Source organism: Rathayibacter sp. YIM 133350 (assembly GCF_037404875.1).
GTDB lineage: Bacteria > Actinomycetota > Actinomycetes > Actinomycetales > Microbacteriaceae > Orlajensenia.
This window is the reverse complement of record NZ_JBBELO010000028.1, coordinates 77,605-97,952: the sequence shown is the minus strand read 5'-3', so window position 1 is coordinate 97,952 and position 20,348 is coordinate 77,605. Positions and strand designations below refer to the sequence as shown.

Genomic DNA, 20,348 nt, shown 5'->3' with positions numbered 1-20,348 from the left:
ACCACGGGCGAACACCCCGGTGCGTCTACCGGCCGCCCGGGCTACACCGGTGCAGGCCGCGGCGAGATGCGCAGTGCACGGGCGAGCTGGCGCCGGGACGAGACGCCGAGCTTCACGAAGACCTTGCGCAGGTGCCACTCCACGGTGCGCGGACTCAGGAAGAGCTGCTCGCCGATCTCAGGGTTGGTGCTTCCTGTCGCGGCGAGCACGGCGATCTGGCGTTCCTGGGCGGTGAGGTCATCGACCGGGCCTGCTGCGGGCTTGTGCACCACCTCCCCGGTGGCGGCGAGCTCCCGCCGCGCACGCTCGGCGAAGCTGTCGGCACCGGTGTCCACGAAGATCTCGTGCGCCCGGCGCAGGTGCTCACGGGAGTCCACCCGCCGGTTCTGGCGGCGCAGCCACTCGCCGTAGAGCAGGTGGGCGCGCGCTAGGGCAGTGCGGATGCGAGTGCGGCCGAGGCGCTCGATCGCCTCGAGGTAGAGGGATTCTGCCCTGTCGTCATCGGCGACGAGGGCCGCTGCGCGGGCCGCGAGGCCGCCGGCCCAGTCCGTGCCCGCCGCCGCCGCGAGTTCCTCGAGCCGGGCGAGCGCCTCCCCGTCTGCGCTGCCGGCGCGCACGGCCGCCTCGACGCGCTCGGGCAGCATCCAGCCCGCGAGCCCGATGTCGTACGGGTGGCCGGATGCCGACTCCGCCACCGCGAGCGCCTCAGGGTAGCGACCGAGCGAGTTGTACAGCAGGGCGTCCTGCCAGGCCATGGTGATGAACCACTGGCCCTCGCCGCGCTCGATGATCTCGGGCCGCAGCCGTTCGGTGACCGCGTGCTGGGTCTCCTCGTCGCCGCGGAAGGTGGCGAGCCAGCCCGCACGGGTCATCGACGTGGGCATTCCCGTGGCATCGATGACCGGCTGCAGTTCCTCCGCGATCGACAGGGCCTCCGCGGTCCGGCCGCTCAGCAGCAGCAACGACGTGCGCTCCGCCATGACGAGCGGCAGCTGGGAGAACGCTCCTTGGCTCCGGCTGATGCGCACCGCACGCGTCGTGAGCACCTCGTAGGCGGCGTCGTCGAGCAGGGCACGGGCGATGGTGCACGCGATGGGGAGCCACTGCAAGAGTCCGCCCGGCGGCGCGGCATCCTCGCCCAGTCCGCGGCGCGGATCGGGCTCGGCGACCGGGGCGGCAGCATCGGCGGATGCCGCGAAGCCCACGAGCCGGTCGAGCGCCTCGCGGAGCACGGGTGCCGCCGCGGGGTATCCGTCGGTGATGAGCGAAGCGAGCCCGCGAATGCCGCCGAGGGCGGCGACCGCGGGCTCGCTCAGCGGCGGCGCCGGTTCGGCGGCGAGCACGGCGGCCGCCACCTCGGGAAGGCCGACGCCCTGGGCAGAGGTGCCGGCCGAGAGCGCCGCGATGATCGCGTCGGCGTACGTGGCCAGCGCGGTCTCGCCGTCGTACCGCTCGAGCTGGCGAGCCGCCGTCACCAGCCGCGCGGCGGCGTCTCGGCCGCGGGTGGTGCTCGAGGCCACGTGTGCGCGCACGAGCTCGATGCGGGCACGCTGGTGCTCATCGAGCAACGTCGGGTCGATGAGCTCGAGCAGCCTGAGCGCATCGTCCATCGCACCCGCCCGGTACATGTCCTCGGCCGCCATGAGCGCGCGGCGTGAACGCATCGTCGGGTCGGGGGTCAGTTCCGCACCGCGTGCGTGGAACATCGCGCCAGCGGCCATGCCGCCACGGGCCTGTGCCCGCCGGGCGGATCGTACGAGCTCGGCGGCGACGTCTTCGTCGAACCCGATCGCCGCCTCCGCGAGGTGCCAGGCGCGCCGATCGGGGTCCGACGACGGGTCGGTCGCCCCGGCGAGCGCGCGGTGCGCTGCCCGGCGCGCCCCGACCGGGCTCGCCCGCACGACCGCAGATCGCACGAGCGGATGCCGGAACCTCACCCGGGCGCCGAACTCGATCAGGCCCTCCTCGTCGGCGGCGATCAACGCCTCCGGGTCGATGCCGAGGGCCTCGATCCCGTGCTGGATCAGCACGGGATCGCCGACGGGTTCCACTGCCGCGACGAGCAGCGCCGACCGCGTCGCCGCCGGCAGCGACCGGATGCGGTCGATGAAGCTGTCCTCGATGCGACCTGTCAGGCTCGGCGGGGCGGTCATGCCGTACCCGCCCGCGATCTCGACCGTCTTCCTCCCGCGTGAGAGTTCGATCAGGGCGAGCGGATTGCCGTGCGTCTCGGCGACGAGCCGATCCCTCACGTCGGGATCGAGCGGCCCCGAGATCACCGACTCCAGCAGCAGCCGGGCATCCGCGGGCTCGAGCCCCTCGACGACGAGGTCCTCGATGCCGGCGAAGACCTCGCCCACGGGCTCGCGCACGGCGAACAGGATGCCCACCGACTCGACGAGGAGCCGTCGTGCGACGAAGGTGAGCACCTGCGCAGAGCCGCGGTCCAGCCACTGGGCGTCATCGACCAGGCAGAGCACCGGTCGCTCTGCGGCCGCCGCCGCGAGCAGGCCGAGCACCGCGAGGCTCACGAGAAACCGATCCGGGGCATCGCCGCCCCGCAGCCCGAAGGCGACGCCGAGGGCGGCCGCCTGCGGGGCGGGCAGGGCGTCGAGCCCGTCGAGCAACGGCGAGCACAACTGGTGCAGGCCGGCGTAGGCCAGTTCCATCTCGGACTCGACGCCCGTCGCGCGCAGCACGCGGAAGGCCGTCGCCCGTTCGGCGGCGTACTCGATCAACGCGGACTTGCCGACCCCGGCATCCGCCCGCAGGACGAGCGCCCGACTCTGACCTCCGCCGAGGCTGGCGATGACGCGGTCGATCGCCTCGCACTCGCGCCGGCGGCCGAGCAGCCCTCGGCCGGCCGTCGTGTGCTCCATGATCGCCGATCCTATTGTCATCGCCGAGGTCTTCGCACCGCCCCTGTCAGTCCTGCAGTCCCCGGATGAGATCGATCGAGCGGATGGCCCATCGCTCGCCGTCGTGTCGGTACCCCTGATGCAGCCGGCAGTGACCCCGTAGGGCATGTCCGTCACCGCCGATCACGTATTCGGCGGCCCACACGCCCTCCGCACTCGTCTGCGATCGCAGGGTGAGCTCGGCACCGAACGCGTGCACGACGAGCACGCTTCCGGCGACTTCGAGCTCGATCGTCGCTCCGATGTGCGGGCTGAGCGCGAACCAGGCGAGCGAGCCATCCGGCTCGTAGACCCGTAACTGCGCGTCGTGGGTGAAGCAGCGTTCGAATTCATCCCAGGCGCTCTCGCCCAGGGAACGACAGAGCCTTCCTTGGAGGGAACGGAGCTCCTCGAAGACGAGCAGCCGGTGCAGCTCTGCGGATGCCTCACTCACTCAGGCAACTCCTGGCCCGTCGCCGCTCTCACCATGTACTCGGCGTACCACTCCGGCCAGCCGGCGTCTTCGTGGCCGATCCTCGCCTCGTGCGCCCCATGCGCCTGCGCGGCAGCACGCAGCGCCCTCGCAAGCTCGGCAGCCGAGCCGTATCGCGTCCGCACGATCCTCCCCGGGATGCGCTCGGTGATCTCCTGCACGAGCCATTCGTTGCCGTCGGGATCTTCGAAGGCGATCCAGGAGCCGTAGGAGCGGCGTTCGGCCGCGGGTCCGGGCACGCGTTCGCGGGCACCACCATGGCGGAAGACGCCGCTGGCGTCATGCCAGACCTCGCCGACCTGCGCTCCGTTCGCCTCGAGGTCGCGTCGCGCTGCCTCGATATCCGAGGTCACGAGCTGCAGGCCCCGTACAGAGCCCGGCTCCGCCTCCGTGACGCCGGAGCCGAAGATGATCGACGTCGGCGAACCGGGCGGGGTGAATTCGACGACCCGATAGTCGGACGCGATGGCGAGGTCGACGTCGAGGCGCCAGCCCAGGCCCGCGTAGAACGCCTTGGCGCGATCGACGTCGGACACGGGTATGACGACCACCTCGAGCGCGAACTCGGGGCCTTCCTGCCGCGGCGCGGCATCCGTAACGGTGCTGCTCACCTGCGTCATCTCGGTGTCCATGGCGACACCACTTCCTTTCACTCGGAGGCTCTGAATCGGATCTCTGCGGCTACTCGGCCGCGACGGGCTGCGCGTCGAGGCTATTCGGCCGCGACGGGCTGCGCGTGCAGGGGACCGCTGAACGACTTGCGCAGCGAGCTCGGAGCAACGAGGGGCAGCAGTGCTGCGAGCAGCTTGCGCGTGAACGTGCCGGGATGCCGGGTCAGCTCGACGTCGACGCGGGTGTGGTCGGGTCCGGGCGTGAGCTGGAACACCCAGCCGCCTCCCGGGCCGAAGACCTTCGAGTCGAGCGTGGTGATGTTCACCCGGTTGGCGTCCTCGTCCCAGTCGTAGCGGGCGTGCTCCCACGCAGCGGCGGTTCCCTCGGTGACATCGGCCCAGTTCTCGCCGATCGCATGCACCTGGAAGTGGTCGGCGTCGATCGTGGGCCAGAGCTCAGGGCGGGCCGGACTGAAGTCGGTGAGCACCGCCATCAGTTCGGGCGCGCTCAGCGTGGAGGTGAGGTGAAATCTGACGGTCGGCATGGTGGTTCCCTTCGTGGTGCGACCTGCTTCCGGTCGTACCGGTGCATCGGCACACCCCACGTTCCCGCGCAGAGGGTTCTCGCTGCGCCCGTGTCGGCCACGGGTCGATCCCCGGGCGGGCAACGATCCATGGCCAGTCGGCCCGACGTTCCCCGAACCCCGAGCGGGTTCCCGAGCTGCCCGGACACCCGTGTCCTGCACACCCGTGTCCGTTCCGGGTGGTTGCACGGGCGCCCTGCCCACCGGCGGCGAGGCACAGTGAAGAGACGAAGAGCCGGGCGCATCCGGCAGGAGGGACGTTCTCATGAACGAGCAACGCAGAGCACCGGGCGAGGACTTGATCTGGATGATCACGGGAAGCTCCCGCGGCTTCGGAAGGCGGATCGTCGAGGCGGCGCTCGAACACGGCGACCGCGTCGTGGCGACGGCGCGCAGAGGGTCGGCACTCGACGACCTCGCAGAGCGGTACGGTCCGGATCGCCTGCTCGTCGCCGACCTCGACGTCACGGACCCGGAGGCGGCGAAGCGCGTCGTGAGCCGGGCCGTCGACCGGTTCGGACGCCTGGACGTGGTGGTCGACAACGCCGGCTACGCGAACAGCGGGCCGATCGAGGAGTTGCCCGAGGATGACTTCCGGGCGCAGGTCGAGACGAACTTCTTCGGCGTGGTCAACGTCACGCGAGCAGCACTGCCCGTCTTCCGCGCCCAGCGCTCGGGGCTCTTCCTGCGGTTCTCGTCGGTGGGCGGCCGCATCGGTGGCACGCCCGGCCTCAGCGCATACCAGGCCGCGAAGTTCGCGGTCGAGGGTTTCTCGGAGGTTCTGGCGGCGGAGACCGCGCCCTTCGGCGTTCGGGTCGTCATCGTCGAGCCGGGTGCCTTCCGCACCGACTGGCAGGGCGACTCGATGAGGATGCATCGGGTCGGCACCGACTACGAGCCGACGGTCGGCGCGATCCACGCGATGCGTCGCGAGAGCGACGGCACGCAGCCGGGTGATCCGGTGCGTGGCGCTCGGGTGCTCGTGGCGCTCGCCCACGGCGACCTTCCGGGGGCGGGAGAGGGCCTGCCGCTTCGGTTGCCACTGGGGAGCGACGCGGTCACGCGCGTGCTGAGCGGTGACCAGGCCCGGCTCGACGAGGCGAAGGCGTGGGCGCACGTCGGCCGGTCCGCCGACTTCGCCGCCTCCGACTCCCCCGACATCGCCTCCCCCGACATCGACTCCACCGACGTGGCGGCCGGCGCTGTCCCGGACAGGGGGGCTGCGGTGCCGTGAGCGGGAACCGCGACGACATCGCGGGGCCGCAGAGCGGAGCCGACGCGCCGAGCTGGCTGATCCGGACCGCCGGCTCGGCGGCACCGGTCCGCCGCGACGGCGACCGCGTGAGCATGTTCGAGATCTTCTTCGACCTCGTCTTCGTGTTCGCCCTCATGCGCGTGATCGAGCTGATGGACGCGCAGGCGACATCCGTCGGCCTCGGTCGCGGACTGCTTCTGCTCCTGCTGCTGTGGTGGGCATGGTGTGCCTTCATCTGGCTGGGCAACCGGGTACGCCTGGACCGCGGGCTCGTCGTCGTCGCGATCCTCGTGGCGATGGGCGCCCTGTTCGTCGCTGCCCTCGTGATCCCCTACGCCTGGTCGGCCCACTCGGGCTGGCTGAGCCCGCCCCTCGTTCTCGCCCTCGCGTTCGCCGTGGTGCGCTCGAGCTACGTCTCGACCTTCCTGTGGAGCTCGCGCGGCGACGCGCGTCTGCGCAGGCAGGTGCTGATCGATGCGATTCCGCAGACGGTCTCCAGCGCCCTCCTCGTGGTCGGCGCCGTTCTCGGCGGCGACCTGCAGGCGGCATGCTGGGCGGTGGCCTTCGGGCTCGACTTCGGCGTCGGCTGGCTCTTCTCCCGGTACAGCGGCTGGCGTGTGGCCAGTCCCGCGCACTTCGTCGAGCGGCACGGCCTCGTGCTCATCATCGCTCTCGGCGAGACGGTGTTCTCGTCGGGGGCCGGGCTGGAATCCTCGACGCCAGGAGTCACCGTGGACGGGCTGTCCATCCTCGTGGCCGTGCTGGCGTTCGTCGTCGTGGTCGGGCTGTGGTGGACGTACTTCCGCGGCCCTTCTGCAGACGCACAGCAGGTTCTCGTGCAGGCGACACCGAGACGGCGCCCGGCCCTCGCCCGGGACGGCTACACGCTGGGTCACCTTCCGCTCGTCGCGGGGGTGGTCTACGTCGCGCTCGGCATCCGGCTCATGCTCGAAGACGTCGTCGCCGACCCGGCTTCCCCGGCACGCGGGATCACCGTGGTGGCGCTCAGCGGCGGCCTCGCGTGCTACCTGCTCGGGCTCGGCCTGTTCGCGCGCATCTTGATCGGCCGGTGGAGTCGTCCACCGATCATCGCGGGCGTTGCCGCGCTGGTACTCGGAACCGTCGCCGCCGCGGTCCCCTCACTGGTGACGCTCTTGCTCGTCACGGCACTCGCCGTCACCGCCGCCATCACCACCGCAGCATCGACAACTCCTCACCGCTCGGCTCCTGCCGACGGCCGATAGCCCAGTACCCGCAATCCAGAGCCGGTAGCCCAGTACCGGCAATCCAGAGCCGGTCGCCCAGGCCGGCAGAAAGAATGACAAGACATGCCTCTGAAATCCGCCATCACCCTGCGCGACCTCTCATTCGAGTGGCCCGATGGAACGTCCGCTCTCGACCACGTCGATGGCACCTTCTCGTCGGGTCGTACCGGCTTGGTCGGCCGCAACGGCGCCGGCAAGTCCACCCTGCTGCGGCTCATCGCGGGCGAGCTGCACCCGACGTCGGGCCGGATCGACACCGTCGGCGACGTCGGCTACCTGCCGCAGACGCTCACGCTGACCACGACGACGAGCATCGCCGAGCTGCTCGGCATCTCCGGCACGCTCAGCGCCCTCCGCGCCATCGAGTCGGGGGATGTCGATGAGCGGCACTTCGACGCCGTCGGGGAGGACTGGGACATCGAGTCCCGCGCCGGTGAGGCGCTCGCCGAGATCGGCTTCACCGCCGCCGACCTCGACCGACGGGTCGAGGAACTCTCCGGCGGCGAGGCCATGCTCATCGCGATCACCGGCCTGCGCCTGCGGCGCACAGCCATCACCCTGCTCGACGAGCCCACCAACAACCTCGACCGGGAAACCCGGCAGACGCTCGCGGGAATCATCGACGCCTGGCCGGGCACGCTCGTCGTCGTGAGCCACGACCTCGAGCTGCTCGAGCACATGGACGACACCGCCGAACTGCACGCGAGCCGTCTGGACGTGTTCGGCGGCCCCTACAGCGCCTGGCGAGAGCACCGTGAGCAGGAGCAGTCAGCGGCGACCCAGGCCGCCCGAGCCGCCCAGCAGGCATTGAAGGTCGAAAAGCGGCAGCGCGTCGAGGCCGAGACGAAGCTGGCTCGACGCGAGCGCACCGCCAAGAAGACGCAGAAGGACGGCGGCATCCCGAAGATCCTGGCGGGCGCCCGCGCGAGCAAGGCCCAGGCATCCGCCGGCTCGCTGCGCAGCACCCTCGACGACAAGGTGCAGGCGGCGCAAGCCGCTCTCGACGCTGCCGACGCCCGGGTGCGGAATGACGAGCACATCCACCTCACCCTGCCCGACCCGGGTGTGCCGCGCAGCCGCCGCATCGCCGAGATCCACGACGGAGAGCGCACGATCGCGATCCAGGGTCCGGAACGGGTCGCGCTCGTCGGACCCAACGGCAGCGGCAAGTCCACACTGATCCGACGGCTGCTCGCCGGCAGCGAGACGCCCGACGGCCGACCGCACGGGCGGCTGCTCACCGAGCGCGTGGCCGTTCTGCCGCAACGCCTCGACACCCTCGACGATGCCGCGAGCGCGCTCGAGAACGTGGAGAACGTCGCGCCGACCCTTACCCCCGGCCTTCTCCGCAACCAGCTCGCGCGGCTGCTGCTGCGCGGGGACAGCGTCGACCGGCCGGTCTCGACCCTGTCGGGCGGGGAACGCTTTCGGGTGGCGCTCGCCAGGCTGCTGCTCGTCGATCCGCCGGCGCAACTGCTCATCCTCGATGAGCCGACGAACAACCTCGACGTCGAGAGCGTCGAGCACCTCGCCGAAGCCCTCGAGGCCTATCGGGGCGCCCTGCTCGTCGTAAGCCACGACCAGTCGTTCCTGGACCGCCTGGGCATCGACACCGTCATCGAACTCGATGCTGCGGGGCGCATCAGGCGGGGCGGCGAGCGGCGCGACTGACCGGGCCGCTCGCCGCATCCGTCACAGTGCGGCCAGCGCCTCGCGGAGCGTCGCGATCCAGGCGTCGGCGACAGACGGGTCGGAAAGCGAACCGTGGTGGCCGGGGAAGACGACGAAGGGCGCATCCAGTCCATCGGCGACCCGTCGAGCCGTGCGGCCGAACGGCAGGTCGAGGCTGAGGCGGCCGGCTCCGGCGACGACGCTCACGCCGTTCCGGCGGATGGCGTCGAGGTCGGGCTTGTAGTCGGTGAGGGGCAGCATCTGGTGCTTCACGTAGAACTCGGCGAAGTCCAGGCCGGGCACCTGGTCGGCGCCGGGACGGATCGCCGCGACCTCTTCCGTCGTGAACGGCTTGCCGTCATTGAAGGGCAGCTGGGTCAGCAGGAGGAAGTCGAAGAAGGCGGCCTTCGCGCCATCGGTCCACGCGGCGCGGTAGATCTCGGCGATCCGGGCCTGGATGTCGTCCGCATCGGGCAGCACGCGCACGACCGGCGGCTCGTGGGCGACGAGACCGGCGACCACCTCGGGGTGGTTCTTCGCCAGCTCGAGCCCGACCTCGGCGCCGGCGCTGCTGCCGACCACGAGCGCCCGCTCGATGCCCGCGGCCTGCAGCACCGCGACGACGTCGCGGGCCTGCTGCCCGATCTCGTACCTCCGCGGCTCGTTGCCGCTGCTGCGGCCGAAGCCGCGCGGGTCGTAGGTGATGACGGTGTGGTCCTGGGCCATCGGGTCGGCCACGAGGCCGTAGGCGCTCGCGTCGCCCGGCGTTCCGGGCAGAAGGACGAGGGGTTCGCCCTCCCCACGCACGTCGAAGACGATGCGGTCGCCCTCGACGTCGACGTGGTTCGTCGTGATTCCGGTGACGCTCTCCTGGATGGACATTCGGTGACTCCTTCGCTCGATGTTCGCACGACGCAACGGATGCGCCGGTCGCGACCGGGAGCACTCCCTGGGCCCCGGCTGTCTCGAGGATGCCTCGCCGCCGCACGCCGGCGCGCCAGTGGGATGCCCGGGCCGGCACCCGGGTGCACGGACGGAGCGGGAGAATCGCGAGGAGTGATCGGGCGGAGAAGCCGCGACCGATGACAGGTATGGGGCCGCCTGTGGGAATCGAACCCACGACCTATTCATTACGAGTGAATCGCTCTGCCGACTGAGCTAAGGCGGCATCCGTTCGCCGGATGAGGCGGTGCCCATGGGCACGGTAAGAAAGCATACCGTGTCTGAGGCGCTGCCTCGAACGCGGCGGCAGGGTCCGCATCTCGGCCCCGACAGGCTCGGACTTAGCGCCATGCCCGCAGGCGCGAGCTCAGCACTTCGGGTCGGAGGACGGCGCCTTTCCGGTGAGCAGGTAGGTGTCGACCGCGTCGTTCACGCACGAGTTGGACTTGTTGTAGGCCGTGTGACCCTCGCCGTGATAGGTCACGAGAACGCCCTTGTCGAGCTGGTCGGCAAGTGCCTTCGCCCACACGTACGGGGTCGCGGGGTCGTTCGTGGTACCGACGACGACGATAGGCGGAGATCCCTTCGCGTGGATCGGTTCGCGGTCTGCCCGGGTCGTGTACGGCCAGTTGGCGCAGGTGATGTCGCCGTACGACATGTACAGGCCGATCGTGGGAGCGGCCTTCTCGAGTTCGTCGGCCTGCGCCCGCATGGTGGCCGGATCGGCGTTGTAGCTGTAGTCCATGCAGTTGACCCCGAGGAACGCCTCGGTCGAGTTGTCGCGGTAGCTGCCGTCCTTGTTACGCCCGTTGTACTCGTCCGCGAAGTAGAACGCGGTGTCGGCCTCGCCCGCCATCACGGAGTCGAACATCTGGCTGAGCGCCGGCCAGCCCTCCTGGGAGTACAGGGGGTAGATGATGGCCGTCAGCAGCGCCGAGCTACCGAGCTCGCGGCCGTCTGTCGCCCTGATGGGCTGGGCCTGCACCGAGTCGAGCAGCGCACGAACGGTGCCCATGGAATCGTCGACGGATCCCGTGAACGGGCAGGTCTTGCTGTCGCCGAGGCAGTCGGTGAGATAGGCGCGCAGAGCGCTCTCGAAGCCCTTGGCCTGCTCCTTGGTGACCTCGAAGTTGTCGGAGGTGGGGTCCAGCGCACCGTCGAGCACCATGCGGCCCACCTTCTCGGGGAACAGCCCGGCGTAGTTCGCGCCGAGCGCGGTGCCGTAGGAGTAGCCCAGGTAGCTCAGCTTCTTGTCGCCGAGCACGGCCCGCAGCAGGTCCATGTCGCGGGCGGCGCTGACCGTGTCGATGTTGTCGAGCAGAACGCCGGTGTTCGCGTTGCAGGCCTGGGCGAACGACTGCGCTGAGGCCTGCTGCGCCGCGATCCATGGGTCGCTGCCGATGTCTCCGGGGGCGATCGAGTACAGGTACTGGTCCATCTGAGCCGGCTGGTAGCACGCGACGGGCGTCGACTTGTTCACGCCACGAGGGTCGAAGCCGACGACGTCGAAGTGCTCCTGCAGCTTCTTGTCGACCGCGTAGTCGAGGGAGTCGCGCACGAAGTCATAGCCCGATCCGCCGGGACCGCCCGGATTGACCAGCAGGGAGCCGATCTTCTGCCCTGTCGCCGGATGCCGGATGAGGGCCAGCTCGACGTCGGCCGCCGCGGGGTCGCGGTAGTCGAGGGGCGCCTTCGCCGTCGTGCACTGCATGTCGTCCTCGCAGTCGGTCCAGACGAGCTTCTGCGTGTAGAACGGGGCGAGTTCGGCGCTCGTGGCCTCCCCCGTGGGCGTGGAGGTGTTGGAGACCGGCGCCTTGGCCGTGCCGAAGCATCCGCTGAGGGAGAGGGCGACGAGTGCCGCGACGGCGGCCGCCAGGCCGACTCGACGGCGAGGGGTGGTTCTCATGCGGCGATCGCCTCCGTGCGTCGGAACGAAATGAGCATGGCCTCGAGGCACAGCAGGGGTGCCACGTTGCCGTCGATGCGCTGGCGGGCGATCGTGATGGCGTCGAGCGACGCCAGTGTCTGAGCGGGGGTGCTGGCAGTGGCCGCCCGCCGCAGCGACTCCTCGAGCTCGAGGTTGATGAGCGAGTCCGTGCGACCTAGCTGCAGCATGAGCAGGTCGCGGTACAGCGTCGAGAGATCCACGAGGATGCGGTCCAGCCCATCGCGGAGGCTGCGCGTCGCGCGGCGCTTCTGGTCGTCTTCGAGCGCCTTCACCTGACCGCGCAGGCCCGCCGGGACCGCCTGGCCGGCCTCGATGCCGAGGGAGTGCAGGGTCTTCTCGCGTTCCTCGGCGTCGCGCTCCGCGGTGATGGCCTTGGCGTCGTCGCCGGCGATCTCCATCATGCGCGCGGCGGCGGCGACGGCTTGGCGCACCGAACGGATGCCGAGGGCCGCGACCAGGGTCTCGTTGCGGCGTTCTCGGGCCTCCGCGCTCGTGGCGAGCCGTCGCGCCATGCCGATGTGGCTCTGCGCGTGGCGCGCTGCACGCTCGGCCACGTCGGCGTCGACTCCCTCTCGGCGCACCAGCAGATCGGCGACGTCGTCGACGTTCGGCACCCGCAGGCGCACACTGCGCACGCGGGAACGGATGGTGGGGATGAGATCGGCCTCACTCGGAGCGCAGAGAATCCACACGGTGCGCTCCGGCGGTTCCTCCAGGGCCTTCAGCAGCACGTTCGAGGTGCGCTCGGGCATGCGGTCGGCGTCTTCGATCACCATCACCCGGTGTCGTCCGACCGACGGGGAGTACGAGGAGGAACGCACGATGGAGCGCACGTCGTCGACCTTGATCGAGACGCCCTCCGTCGAGAGCACCGTGAGATCGGGATGGCTGCGGGCCTCGACCTGCTTCGCCGTGACCGCGTCGCCGTCGGGGTCGCCCGAGATGAGCGCCGTCGCGAAGGCATAGGCCAGATTGGAGCGTCCGGAGCCGGGCGGACCGGTGATGAGCCAGGCGTGCGACATGGCGGAGTCGCCCGCCTGGGAGGGCGCGAGCTCGCCGGCGGGCGCATCCGTCGCCGGGGTGCTGCGGGGAGCGGATGCAGCGGTCGCCGCCGCGCGGAAGAGCGCGATGGCCTCAGCCTGGCCGGTCAGCTCGTCCCACACGCTCATGGCTCAAGGCTACCTTCGGCCGCCGACTCCGCAGGCCGGTCGGGGCCCCTCTTCGCCCCTCTGCACACGGTCGCGGGCGGCACCGGGTTTCGCGTCAGCGGCTCAGCCAAGCAGCGGGGCGACGCGGTCGCGGATGAGGGCGGCGATGCGCTCCACCGGCAGGGTCGCGTCGACCACGAGGAAGCGCTCCGGTTCCGCGGCCGCGAGCTCGAGGTAGGCGGCGCGTACGCGTGCGTGGAACTCGCCCTTCTCCGCCTCGAGGCGGTCGTAGCGCGTGCGCGTGGCATCCAGCCGCCCGCGCGCAACGCCCTCGTCGAGGTCGAGCAGCACGGTGACGTCCGGCAGCAGGGAGTCCGTCGCCCAGAGGGAGAGCTCGCGCACCTCGTCGCCGCCGAGAACCCGGCCGGCACCCTGGTAGGCGACCGAGGAGTCGATGTAGCGGTCCTGGATGACGATCTCGCCGCGCTCGAGCGCCGGCCGCACCTTCGTCGCGATGTGGTGGGCGCGATCGGCCGCGTAGAGCAGCGCCTCGGCACGGGGCGCGATGTCGCCGGTGTGGTGCAGCACGATCTCGCGGATCTCGTGTCCCACGTCTGTTCCGCCGGGCTCGCGGGTGCGCACGACGGTGCGCCCCGCATCCGACAGCCAGCCTTCGAGCAGGGCGGCCTGGGTGGACTTGCCCGAGCCGTCACCGCCCTCGAGGGTGATGAAGAGTCCCCGAGCGGTCATGCTCGACGGAGGCGCGCTGTCGCTCACTTCTTCTTGGCGGGCGTCTTGCGCGCGGCGGGCTTACGGGCCGGTGCGCGCTTGGGAGCCGGAGCCTTGGCACGCTTGTCGGCCAGCAACTGCACGGCACGCTCGAACTCGATGTCGTCGACGGACTCGCCGCGCGGAATGGTCGCGTTGGTCTCGCCGTCGGTGACGTAGGGACCAAAGCGGCCGTCCTTGAGCTTGATCGGCTTGCCACTCACCGGGTCGGCCTCGAACTCCTTGAGAGCACTCGAGGCGCGCCGGGCGCCGTACTTCGGCTGTGCGAACAGCTCGAGCGCGGCCGGCAGGTCGACCGTGAAGATCTCGTCCTCGCTGGTGAGCGAGCGCGAGTCGGTGCCCTTCTTCAGGTACGGGCCGAACTTGCCGTTCTGCGCCGTGATCTCGGCGCCGCTCTCGGGGTCGGCGCCCACGACGCGCGGCAGGTCGAGCAGCCGCAGGGCGGTGTCGAGGTCGATCGTGGCGAGGTCCATGGTCTTGAACAGCGACGCCGTGCGCGGCTTCTCGACGGGCGCCTTCTTGGTGCGCTTCGCGGGCGCCGGCGCATCCGTCACCTCGCCCGTGGCGGTGTCGACGGAGGTCTCGGGCTCGGCGGGCGGGTCGGCCTCGGTGATGTACGGGCCGAACCGGCCGTCTTTCGCGAGCACCTGCTTGCCGTTCGCGGGGTTGACGCCGATGACGCGGTCGGTGACGACGGGTGCGTCGATGAGTTCGCGCGCCTTGTCGGGCGTGAGCTCGTCGGGGGCGAGTTGCGGCGGGATGTTGACGATGCGCGGCTTGGCGTCGGCCGGCGCATCGGGGTCGGTGACCTCGAGGTAGGGACCGTACTTGCCGAACCGCAGCGTGATTCCATCGCTGATGGGACGGCTGTTCACCCCGCGGGCGTCGATCTCGCCGAGGTTGTCGATGACCTGGCGCAGGCCCTTGTGGCGCTCGTCGCCGAAGTAGAACTGCGTGAGCCAGCCGACGCGATCGGCCTGGCCGTTGGCGATCTCGTCGAGGTCGTTCTCCATCTCGGCGGTGAAGTCGTACTCGACGAGGTCGCCGAAGTGCTCCTCGAGCAGCTGCACGACCGGGAAGGCGATCCATCCGGGAACGAGAGCCTGCCCGCGGTGCTCGACGTAGCCGCGGTTCGAGATGGTGTCGATGATCGACGCGAACGTCGAGGGCCGGCCGATGCCCTTCGCCTCGAGCTCCTTGACGAGGCTCGCCTCGGTGTAGCGCGGGGGCGGGCTGGTCTCGTGACCGGTGGGCTCCACGTCGACCAGGGCGAGCTTCTGGCCCTCTTCGAGCGGCGGCAGCTTGCTCTCCGAGGGCTCGCTCGGCGCGTGCCGCTCCTCGTCGCGGCTCTCCTCGTAGGCGTTCAGGAAGCCGCGGAAGGTGATGACCGTACCGCTCGCTGCGAATTCTGCGGTCGTGTTGGAGGCGAGCTCGTGCGCGGCCTGGCCGGTGGGTCCGGCTGTGATGGTGACGGATGCGGTGACACCCTTCGCGTCGGCCATCTGCGAGGCGACGGTGCGCTTCCAGATGAGCTCGTAGAGCTTCAGGTCGTTGCCGTGCAGCGACGAGGAGACCTGTGCCGGAGTGCGGAAGGTGTCGCCCGAGGGACGGATGGCCTCGTGCGCCTCCTGCGCGTTCTTGGACTTGCCGGTGTAGACGCGGGGCTTCTCGGGGATGCTGTCGGCACCGTAGAGGCTCGCGGCCTGCTTGCGTGCGGCGGTGATGGCCTGCTGCGAGAGCGACACCGAGTCGGTGCGCATATAGGTGATGTAGCCGTTCTCGTAGAGCGACTGGGCGACGCTCATCGTCTGCCGGGCCGAGAACCGCAGCTTGCGGGCGGCCTCCTGCTGCAGCGTCGACGTGGTGAACGGCGCGGCCGGGCGACGGGAGTAGGGGCGCGACTCGACCTTCGACACGGTGATGTCCACGCCGGCGCGCAGCGCGTCGGCCAGAGCCGTCGCGGCGGCGGTGTCGAGCACGGTCGCCTTCGAGGTCAGGTTTCCGCGGTCATCGAAATCACGGCCAGAGGCGATGCGCTGGCCGGCCACGCGGACGAGCCGGGCTTCGAAGGAGTCGGCGGCGGAAGCATCCGTCCCGAGGGCGGTCGAGAGGTGCGCTGCGAGGTCCCAGTAGGAGGCCGGAACGAAGGCGAGGCGCTCGCGCTCGCGGTCGACGACCAGTCGCGTCGCCGCGGACTGCACCCGGCCGGCCGAGAGGCCCGGGCCCACCTTGCGCCACAGCACCGGCGAGACCTCGTAGCCATAGAGGCGGTCGAGGATGCGTCGCGTCTCCTGCGCGTCGACGAGGGCGGTGTCGAGTTCGCGGGTGTTCTCCTTGGCGGCCAGGATGGCGTCTTTGGTGATCTCGTGGAAGACCATGCGCCGCACCGGAACCTTGGGCTTCAGCTCCTGCAGCAGGTGCCACGCGATGGCCTCGCCCTCGCGGTCCTCATCAGTGGCGAGCAGGAGCTCGTCGGCGTCTTTGAGGGCGCGCTTCAGGTCGGCCACGGTCTTCTTCTTCGACGCGGAGACCGTGTAATAGGGCTCGAAGCCGTTGTCGACGTCGACGGAGAACTTGCCGATAGAGCCCTTCTTCAACTCCGGAGGCAGGTTCTTGGGCTCGATGAGGTCGCGGATGTGCCCGACGCTCGAGAGCACTTCATATCCGTCGCCGAGGTAGCCGGCGATGGACTTCATCTTTGTCGGCGACTCGACGATTACCAGCTTCTTGCCAGGCACGAGACTCCTTATCTCTGGATGCACGCTCGATCAGCGCACTTTCGTGGGGGAATGGATGCTTCTGCCCCCCGCACCCTCAACGGCACACCATACACATATGCAGACACTGATTGCTTGATGTATGCCGATGAATGGTCTAGGGGACGTGCCGCGAGCGGCATCCGGAACGGGCCGCAATGCCCTTGAATCTGTGCGGCGCGGGAGGACAATGGCCTCATGAGCACCTATACCGCGAAGCTCACCGACGGGCCCCTCGAAGGACGCACGATCACGACCGACTTCCTGGACTCGGGCGATCCCCAGCCTCGCCTGGAGATTCCCGCGGGCACCGGCCAGAAGCGCTACCTCTACGTACGCACGGCGGGTCGCGAGTTCTCGACCGAGGGCGAGGACCGTCCGAGTGCCGTGGACTACCGCTACCTGGAGTCGCTCGTCGGCTGATCGGGCGCGGTATCGGTTGATGGGTCGCTCGGCGGCCCGGCCGGTGGCCCGGCTCGCGATCGCGCCGCGACCAGAAACGTCGTCCACGGGATCGCAGCACCGACGCTGACGGTCTCCCCCTCCACATCGCACTCCGCGAGACTCGCGCCGTTGGCCGCCAGCACCTGCGCGGCGGCTTCGCAGACCGACGCCCCGGGCAGGGCTCCAGATGCCACGTCGGCGGCCGCGAGCGCCGCCGCATCCGCAGCCCCGGCGACCCGCTGACGCACCACGAAGACGCCGAGCACGGCAGCCATCGAGATCGCAACCGTGGCGACGGTGCCGATGACCGCCACCGCCAGCACCGTGCCGGCACCACGCTCGTCTGCGAGTACTCTCACTGTCTTCTCCTCTCTGCTCTGTCTCTGCGCCATTTGCCCAACTCCGAGTTCCTCGTGCCTCGCCGGGGTTTCAGCGTCCGCCGTCGAGGGCACACGACCGTGCGGCCACCTGCACGCCGGCGAGCGGTGAGCCCCGCGCCGCGGGAGCCTGCACGCGCGCACAGACGAGACCGCCGCCGTGGTCGACCGTTACCGTCGCGCCGGCGACGGCTCCGGCAGCGAGGGCGGAAGCCGCTGCCGCCGCGTCTCCGCGCGACAACGCCCGAGCGACCTGGGCCGCAGCATCCGTCACCCGCACCTGAACCGAGACGATCTGCACGGCTGCGAGGCACGCCGCGAGCACGAGCACGACCGTGGGCAGCGCGACCGCGAGCTCTGCGGTCACGCTGCCTCGGCTCTCAGCCCACCGTGAGCGCATGCCGCACGAGGTCGGTGAGGATGCCGCGCACCTCATCGCCTCTCAGGATGACCACCAGCAGTCCGGCGAAGCCGACTGCCGCCATGGTAGCGACCGCGTACTCAGCGGTCACCGATCCACGCTCCGCACGCACCCCGCCGAGACTGTCGTGCAGGAAGGCCGTGATTCGCCTCATGAAGTTGTCTCCTTTCTTTTTGCTCTCTCGAGCTCGTTCCCGTCGAGCGCAGATCCCGTTCCCGACCCACTGCCCCCGGTCCAACGCGGTGCGCCGGAACTCTCTCCACGATGCGCCGTCTGCGACCGCCTCCGAGCGGGCGCCGCAGATCGGTACACGGCTCAGGTGAAACCGAGCCCTGTGGAGGAGATCAGCGCGATGATCAGCGGGGCCACGCCGAGAAGCAGGAACGCAGGAAGCACGCACACGCCGAGCGGGATCATGAGGGTGACCCCGAGCCGCGCCGCGCGCTCCTGGCCGGCAGACTGGGCCTCGAGGCGCATCTGCTCGGCCTCGGCCCGCAGCAACTCCGCGGCGGGCACACCGGCGCGGCTCGCGAGCCCGAGCACCCCCGAGATGCGCGCCCGCACCGTCGGCGGTGCAGGCATCGCCGCCTCCCCGATGGCCACCGCCCGTTCGAGTGAGACTCCGCCCGAGAGTGCGACGGCCGCGAGCTCGAGTTCCAGGCCGGGCATCGCCGGTTGCTCCCCTGCTCGACGCACGAGGCGGGAGCTCCAGCGGTGGCCGAGCACCATGATTCCCACGCCGGCGATGAGGCAGACCAGGCCGGGCGTTGTTGCGAAGAGCGCGTGCAGCGTGTCGAATCCGAGCACGGCGCCGAAGATGACGGCGACCGCAGGAAGAAACCCCACCATGCGAGCCGTCGCCCGCGGGCCGGCCAGCGCCACCCGGAGCTCGCGCTGCAGCCGGCCGACGGCACGCAACGACGCCGCGAGACTCCGTAAGGTCCCGGCGAGCGGAGCCCCGACCTGCGACGCCACCCTCCATGCTGCGGCGAGCGCCGTCCACGCGGATGCCGCCTCCCCGCCCGAAACCGCGTCGATCATGGCTCCGCCGACGTCGCCACCCAGCTTGGCTGCTCGCGCTGCTGCCAGGACCACGGGATTCCGGCTGCCGTCGGCGACGTATCCCCACGCCGACGGCGGTGGCACGCCCGCCCCCAGCAGAACCGCCAGTCGCTGGGCGATCGCCGCCACCTCCTCGACCACCGGTGGGGGCGCTCCCGCACGCCACCTCTGCACCCGCCGTCGCATCCCACCCTGGCGTGATGCCCTCGCTCGGGTCATAGCGCCTCGATTCCCAATCGACCGGCGTCATCCAGCCGGAACCGGCCCAGCTGCGCGAGACGCCGCACCCCATCCACCCGCTCCAGGTGCAGCACGAGCCCGATCGCGCTCACCGTCTGGCGCGCCACGGCGCTCTCGGTCATTCCGGCGAGCGCGCCGAGCGCATCCAGCCGCGCCGGAACACCGCCGAGCGAGTTCGCGTGCAGAGTGCCCGCTCCCCCGTCGTGTCCGGTGTTGAGGGCCGTCAGAAGCTCGCGCAGTTCCGCACCGCGGCACTCCCCCACGACGAGCCGATCCGGCCGCATGCGCAGTGCCTCCCGAACGAGCACGTCGAGGCCGATGCTTCCCGCGCCCTCGAGGTTCGCCTGTCGGGTCTCGAGGCCCACGACGTGCGGGTGATCGATGCGCAGTTCGGCGACGTCTTCGACCGTCACGATGCGCTCATGTGGTGGCGCCTCGGCGAGCAGAGCGGCGAGCAGGGTCGTCTTGCCGCATCCTGCCGCTCCGGTGATGAGCAGGTTGGACCGTCGCGACACCGCATCGCTGAGCAGCTGCACCTGCGACGACGTGAGCATGCCGCACTCGCGCAGCGAGGCGAGGCGCGCGGCATCTGCACTCGGGATGCGCACGGAGATCAGCGTGCCGGCCGTCGAGATGGGGCTCAACACCACGTGGACCCGGATGCCACTGCCGAGCCGCACATCCACGCACGGATGCGCCTCATCGACGTGGCGACCGCCACTCGCGACGAGCCCCGTGGCGAGCGCGCGCACCTCGTCAGCATCGGCGTTCCACCCGACGGCGCGCTGCAGGCCGCCGCCCGTGTCGATCCACAGTCCGTCGGAGCCGTTGACGAGCAGGTCGGTCGTTCCCGGGATGGCGAAGGCGGCGAGCGCCCCAAGCGCGGCCACGTCGACGGGCGCGGCGCGGGGCGGCGACGCTCGATCGCGCGCGGGCAGCCGGTGTCGGCCGGCGCCGTGCGGCGCATCCGCCGTATCCGCGGACGCCTCGGGATGAGCGGCAGCCGCAGCGTGCGCCGCACCGAGCGCACCCGGGGCACCCGGCACTCCTGTGGCACCCGGCGCTCCCGCTGCACCCGGCGCTCCCGCGGCACCCGGAGCATCCGCGGCACCGGGCGCATCCGCGGCAACCGGCGCATCCGTGACACCGGGCGCACCACGATCAGCCGGGGCGACTTCCGCTCGCGGCAATGCCATCGGTGCGGGCATCGAAGCCGATTCCTCGGAGGCCGGCAGACGCGCATCCTCCATCGGGCTGGCCTCCTGCTGCCGCGCTCGAGCCCAACCGAGCACGGGCTGCGCCACGAATCGACCCTCGGCATCCGTCATGGCGACAACGCTAGGAGCTCTGAAGCAGCTGATCGGGGTACACGGCGAAGCTGTGCAGAGAGGGCACCGGTTCTTCCGCCGGGGAAGGAGTCGCACGCCAAGCCAGCCCTAGCCGAA

At 70.6% G+C, this 20,348-nt stretch carries 18 protein-coding genes and 1 tRNA gene; 4 read left to right on the top strand and 15 right to left on the bottom strand.

The window, feature by feature from the left end:
- Positions 1–41: 41 nt before the first annotated feature.
- From WDJ51_RS09260 to WDJ51_RS09245, 4 genes are all read right to left on the bottom strand, one after another.
- Positions 42–2,879 (bottom strand): helix-turn-helix transcriptional regulator, encoded by a 2,838-nt coding sequence (locus WDJ51_RS09260; RefSeq protein WP_337852164.1) that lies wholly within the window; start codon positions 2,877–2,879, stop codon positions 42–44.
- A 46-nt stretch (positions 2,880–2,925) separates the two neighbouring features.
- Positions 2,926–3,351 (bottom strand): nuclear transport factor 2 family protein, encoded by a 426-nt coding sequence (locus WDJ51_RS09255; protein WP_337852163.1) that lies wholly within the window; start codon positions 3,349–3,351, stop codon positions 2,926–2,928.
- A complete protein-coding gene (locus WDJ51_RS09250) occupies positions 3,348–4,001 on the bottom strand; it encodes a VOC family protein (RefSeq protein ID WP_337852162.1) in 654 nt (217 codons plus the stop codon). Before WDJ51_RS09250 ends, WDJ51_RS09255 begins: the two co-directional genes overlap by 4 nt.
- 101 nt (positions 4,002–4,102) lie before the next feature.
- Complete coding sequence (locus tag WDJ51_RS09245) at positions 4,103–4,546, bottom strand: hypothetical protein (RefSeq protein WP_337852161.1); 444 nt, start codon at positions 4,544–4,546, stop codon at positions 4,103–4,105.
- Between the two features lie 304 nt (positions 4,547–4,850).
- Here WDJ51_RS09245 and WDJ51_RS09240 point away from each other — a divergent pair, with 304 nt between their 5' ends.
- From WDJ51_RS09240 to WDJ51_RS09230, 3 genes are all read left to right on the top strand, one after another.
- Positions 4,851–5,819, top strand: coding sequence for an SDR family NAD(P)-dependent oxidoreductase (locus tag WDJ51_RS09240; RefSeq protein ID WP_337852160.1), 969 nt, complete (start codon positions 4,851–4,853; stop codon positions 5,817–5,819).
- The gene (locus tag WDJ51_RS09235; RefSeq protein ID WP_337852159.1) at positions 5,816–7,084 is read left to right on the top strand and encodes a low temperature requirement protein A; all 1,269 of its coding nucleotides are present in this window, start codon (positions 5,816–5,818) and stop codon (positions 7,082–7,084) included. The genes WDJ51_RS09240 and WDJ51_RS09235 overlap by 4 nt, the downstream gene beginning before the upstream one ends.
- A gap of 84 nt (positions 7,085–7,168) precedes the next feature.
- The gene (locus tag WDJ51_RS09230) at positions 7,169–8,776 is read left to right on the top strand and encodes an ABC-F family ATP-binding cassette domain-containing protein (RefSeq protein WP_337852158.1); all 1,608 of its coding nucleotides are present in this window, start codon (positions 7,169–7,171) and stop codon (positions 8,774–8,776) included.
- A gap of 21 nt (positions 8,777–8,797) precedes the next feature.
- Here the strand turns inward: WDJ51_RS09230 and WDJ51_RS09225 are convergent, their stop codons facing one another.
- The 6 genes from WDJ51_RS09225 to topA form a co-directional block, all read right to left on the bottom strand.
- Complete coding sequence (locus WDJ51_RS09225; RefSeq protein WP_337852157.1) at positions 8,798–9,658, bottom strand: alpha/beta fold hydrolase; 861 nt, start codon at positions 9,656–9,658, stop codon at positions 8,798–8,800.
- Positions 9,659–9,868: 210 nt separating this feature from the next.
- Positions 9,869–9,944 (bottom strand) — tRNA-Thr (locus WDJ51_RS09220).
- A gap of 141 nt (positions 9,945–10,085) precedes the next feature.
- On the bottom strand, positions 10,086–11,624 hold the full coding sequence (locus tag WDJ51_RS09215) for an alpha/beta hydrolase (RefSeq protein ID WP_337852156.1): 1,539 nt from the start codon (positions 11,622–11,624) through the stop codon (positions 10,086–10,088).
- Positions 11,621–12,835, bottom strand: coding sequence for a DNA polymerase III subunit delta' (locus tag WDJ51_RS09210; RefSeq protein WP_337852155.1), 1,215 nt, complete (start codon positions 12,833–12,835; stop codon positions 11,621–11,623). Before WDJ51_RS09210 ends, WDJ51_RS09215 begins: the two co-directional genes overlap by 4 nt.
- 102 nt (positions 12,836–12,937) lie before the next feature.
- Positions 12,938–13,564, bottom strand: coding sequence for a dTMP kinase (tmk, locus tag WDJ51_RS09205; protein ID WP_337852206.1), 627 nt, complete (start codon positions 13,562–13,564; stop codon positions 12,938–12,940).
- Positions 13,565–13,587: 23 nt separating this feature from the next.
- On the bottom strand, positions 13,588–16,341 hold the full coding sequence (gene topA, locus WDJ51_RS09200; protein WP_337852154.1) for a type I DNA topoisomerase: 2,754 nt from the start codon (positions 16,339–16,341) through the stop codon (positions 13,588–13,590).
- Between the two features lie 216 nt (positions 16,342–16,557).
- Here topA and WDJ51_RS09195 point away from each other — a divergent pair, with 216 nt between their 5' ends.
- On the top strand, positions 16,558–16,782 hold the full coding sequence (locus WDJ51_RS09195; protein ID WP_337852153.1) for a hypothetical protein: 225 nt from the start codon (positions 16,558–16,560) through the stop codon (positions 16,780–16,782).
- Here WDJ51_RS09195 and WDJ51_RS09190 read toward each other — a convergent pair.
- From WDJ51_RS09190 to WDJ51_RS09170, 5 genes are all read right to left on the bottom strand, one after another.
- Positions 16,758–17,162, bottom strand: coding sequence for an Rv3654c family TadE-like protein (locus WDJ51_RS09190; protein ID WP_337852152.1), 405 nt, complete (start codon positions 17,160–17,162; stop codon positions 16,758–16,760). The two genes, WDJ51_RS09195 and WDJ51_RS09190, sit on opposite strands and share 25 nt — an antisense overlap.
- A 70-nt stretch (positions 17,163–17,232) precedes the next feature.
- Entirely contained in the window at positions 17,233–17,547 is a 315-nt protein-coding gene (locus WDJ51_RS09185) for a TadE family type IV pilus minor pilin (protein ID WP_337852151.1), read from the bottom strand.
- 13 nt (positions 17,548–17,560) lie between these two features.
- Entirely contained in the window at positions 17,561–17,755 is a 195-nt protein-coding gene (locus WDJ51_RS09180; RefSeq protein WP_337852150.1) for a DUF4244 domain-containing protein, read from the bottom strand.
- Between the two features lie 161 nt (positions 17,756–17,916).
- Positions 17,917–18,837, bottom strand: a complete 921-nt coding sequence (locus WDJ51_RS09175; RefSeq protein ID WP_337852149.1) for a type II secretion system F family protein — start codon at positions 18,835–18,837, stop codon at positions 17,917–17,919.
- 41 nt (positions 18,838–18,878) lie between these two features.
- Positions 18,879–20,231 (bottom strand): TadA family conjugal transfer-associated ATPase, encoded by a 1,353-nt coding sequence (locus WDJ51_RS09170; protein ID WP_337852148.1) that lies wholly within the window; start codon positions 20,229–20,231, stop codon positions 18,879–18,881.
- Between the last annotated feature and the right edge of the window lie 117 nt (positions 20,232–20,348).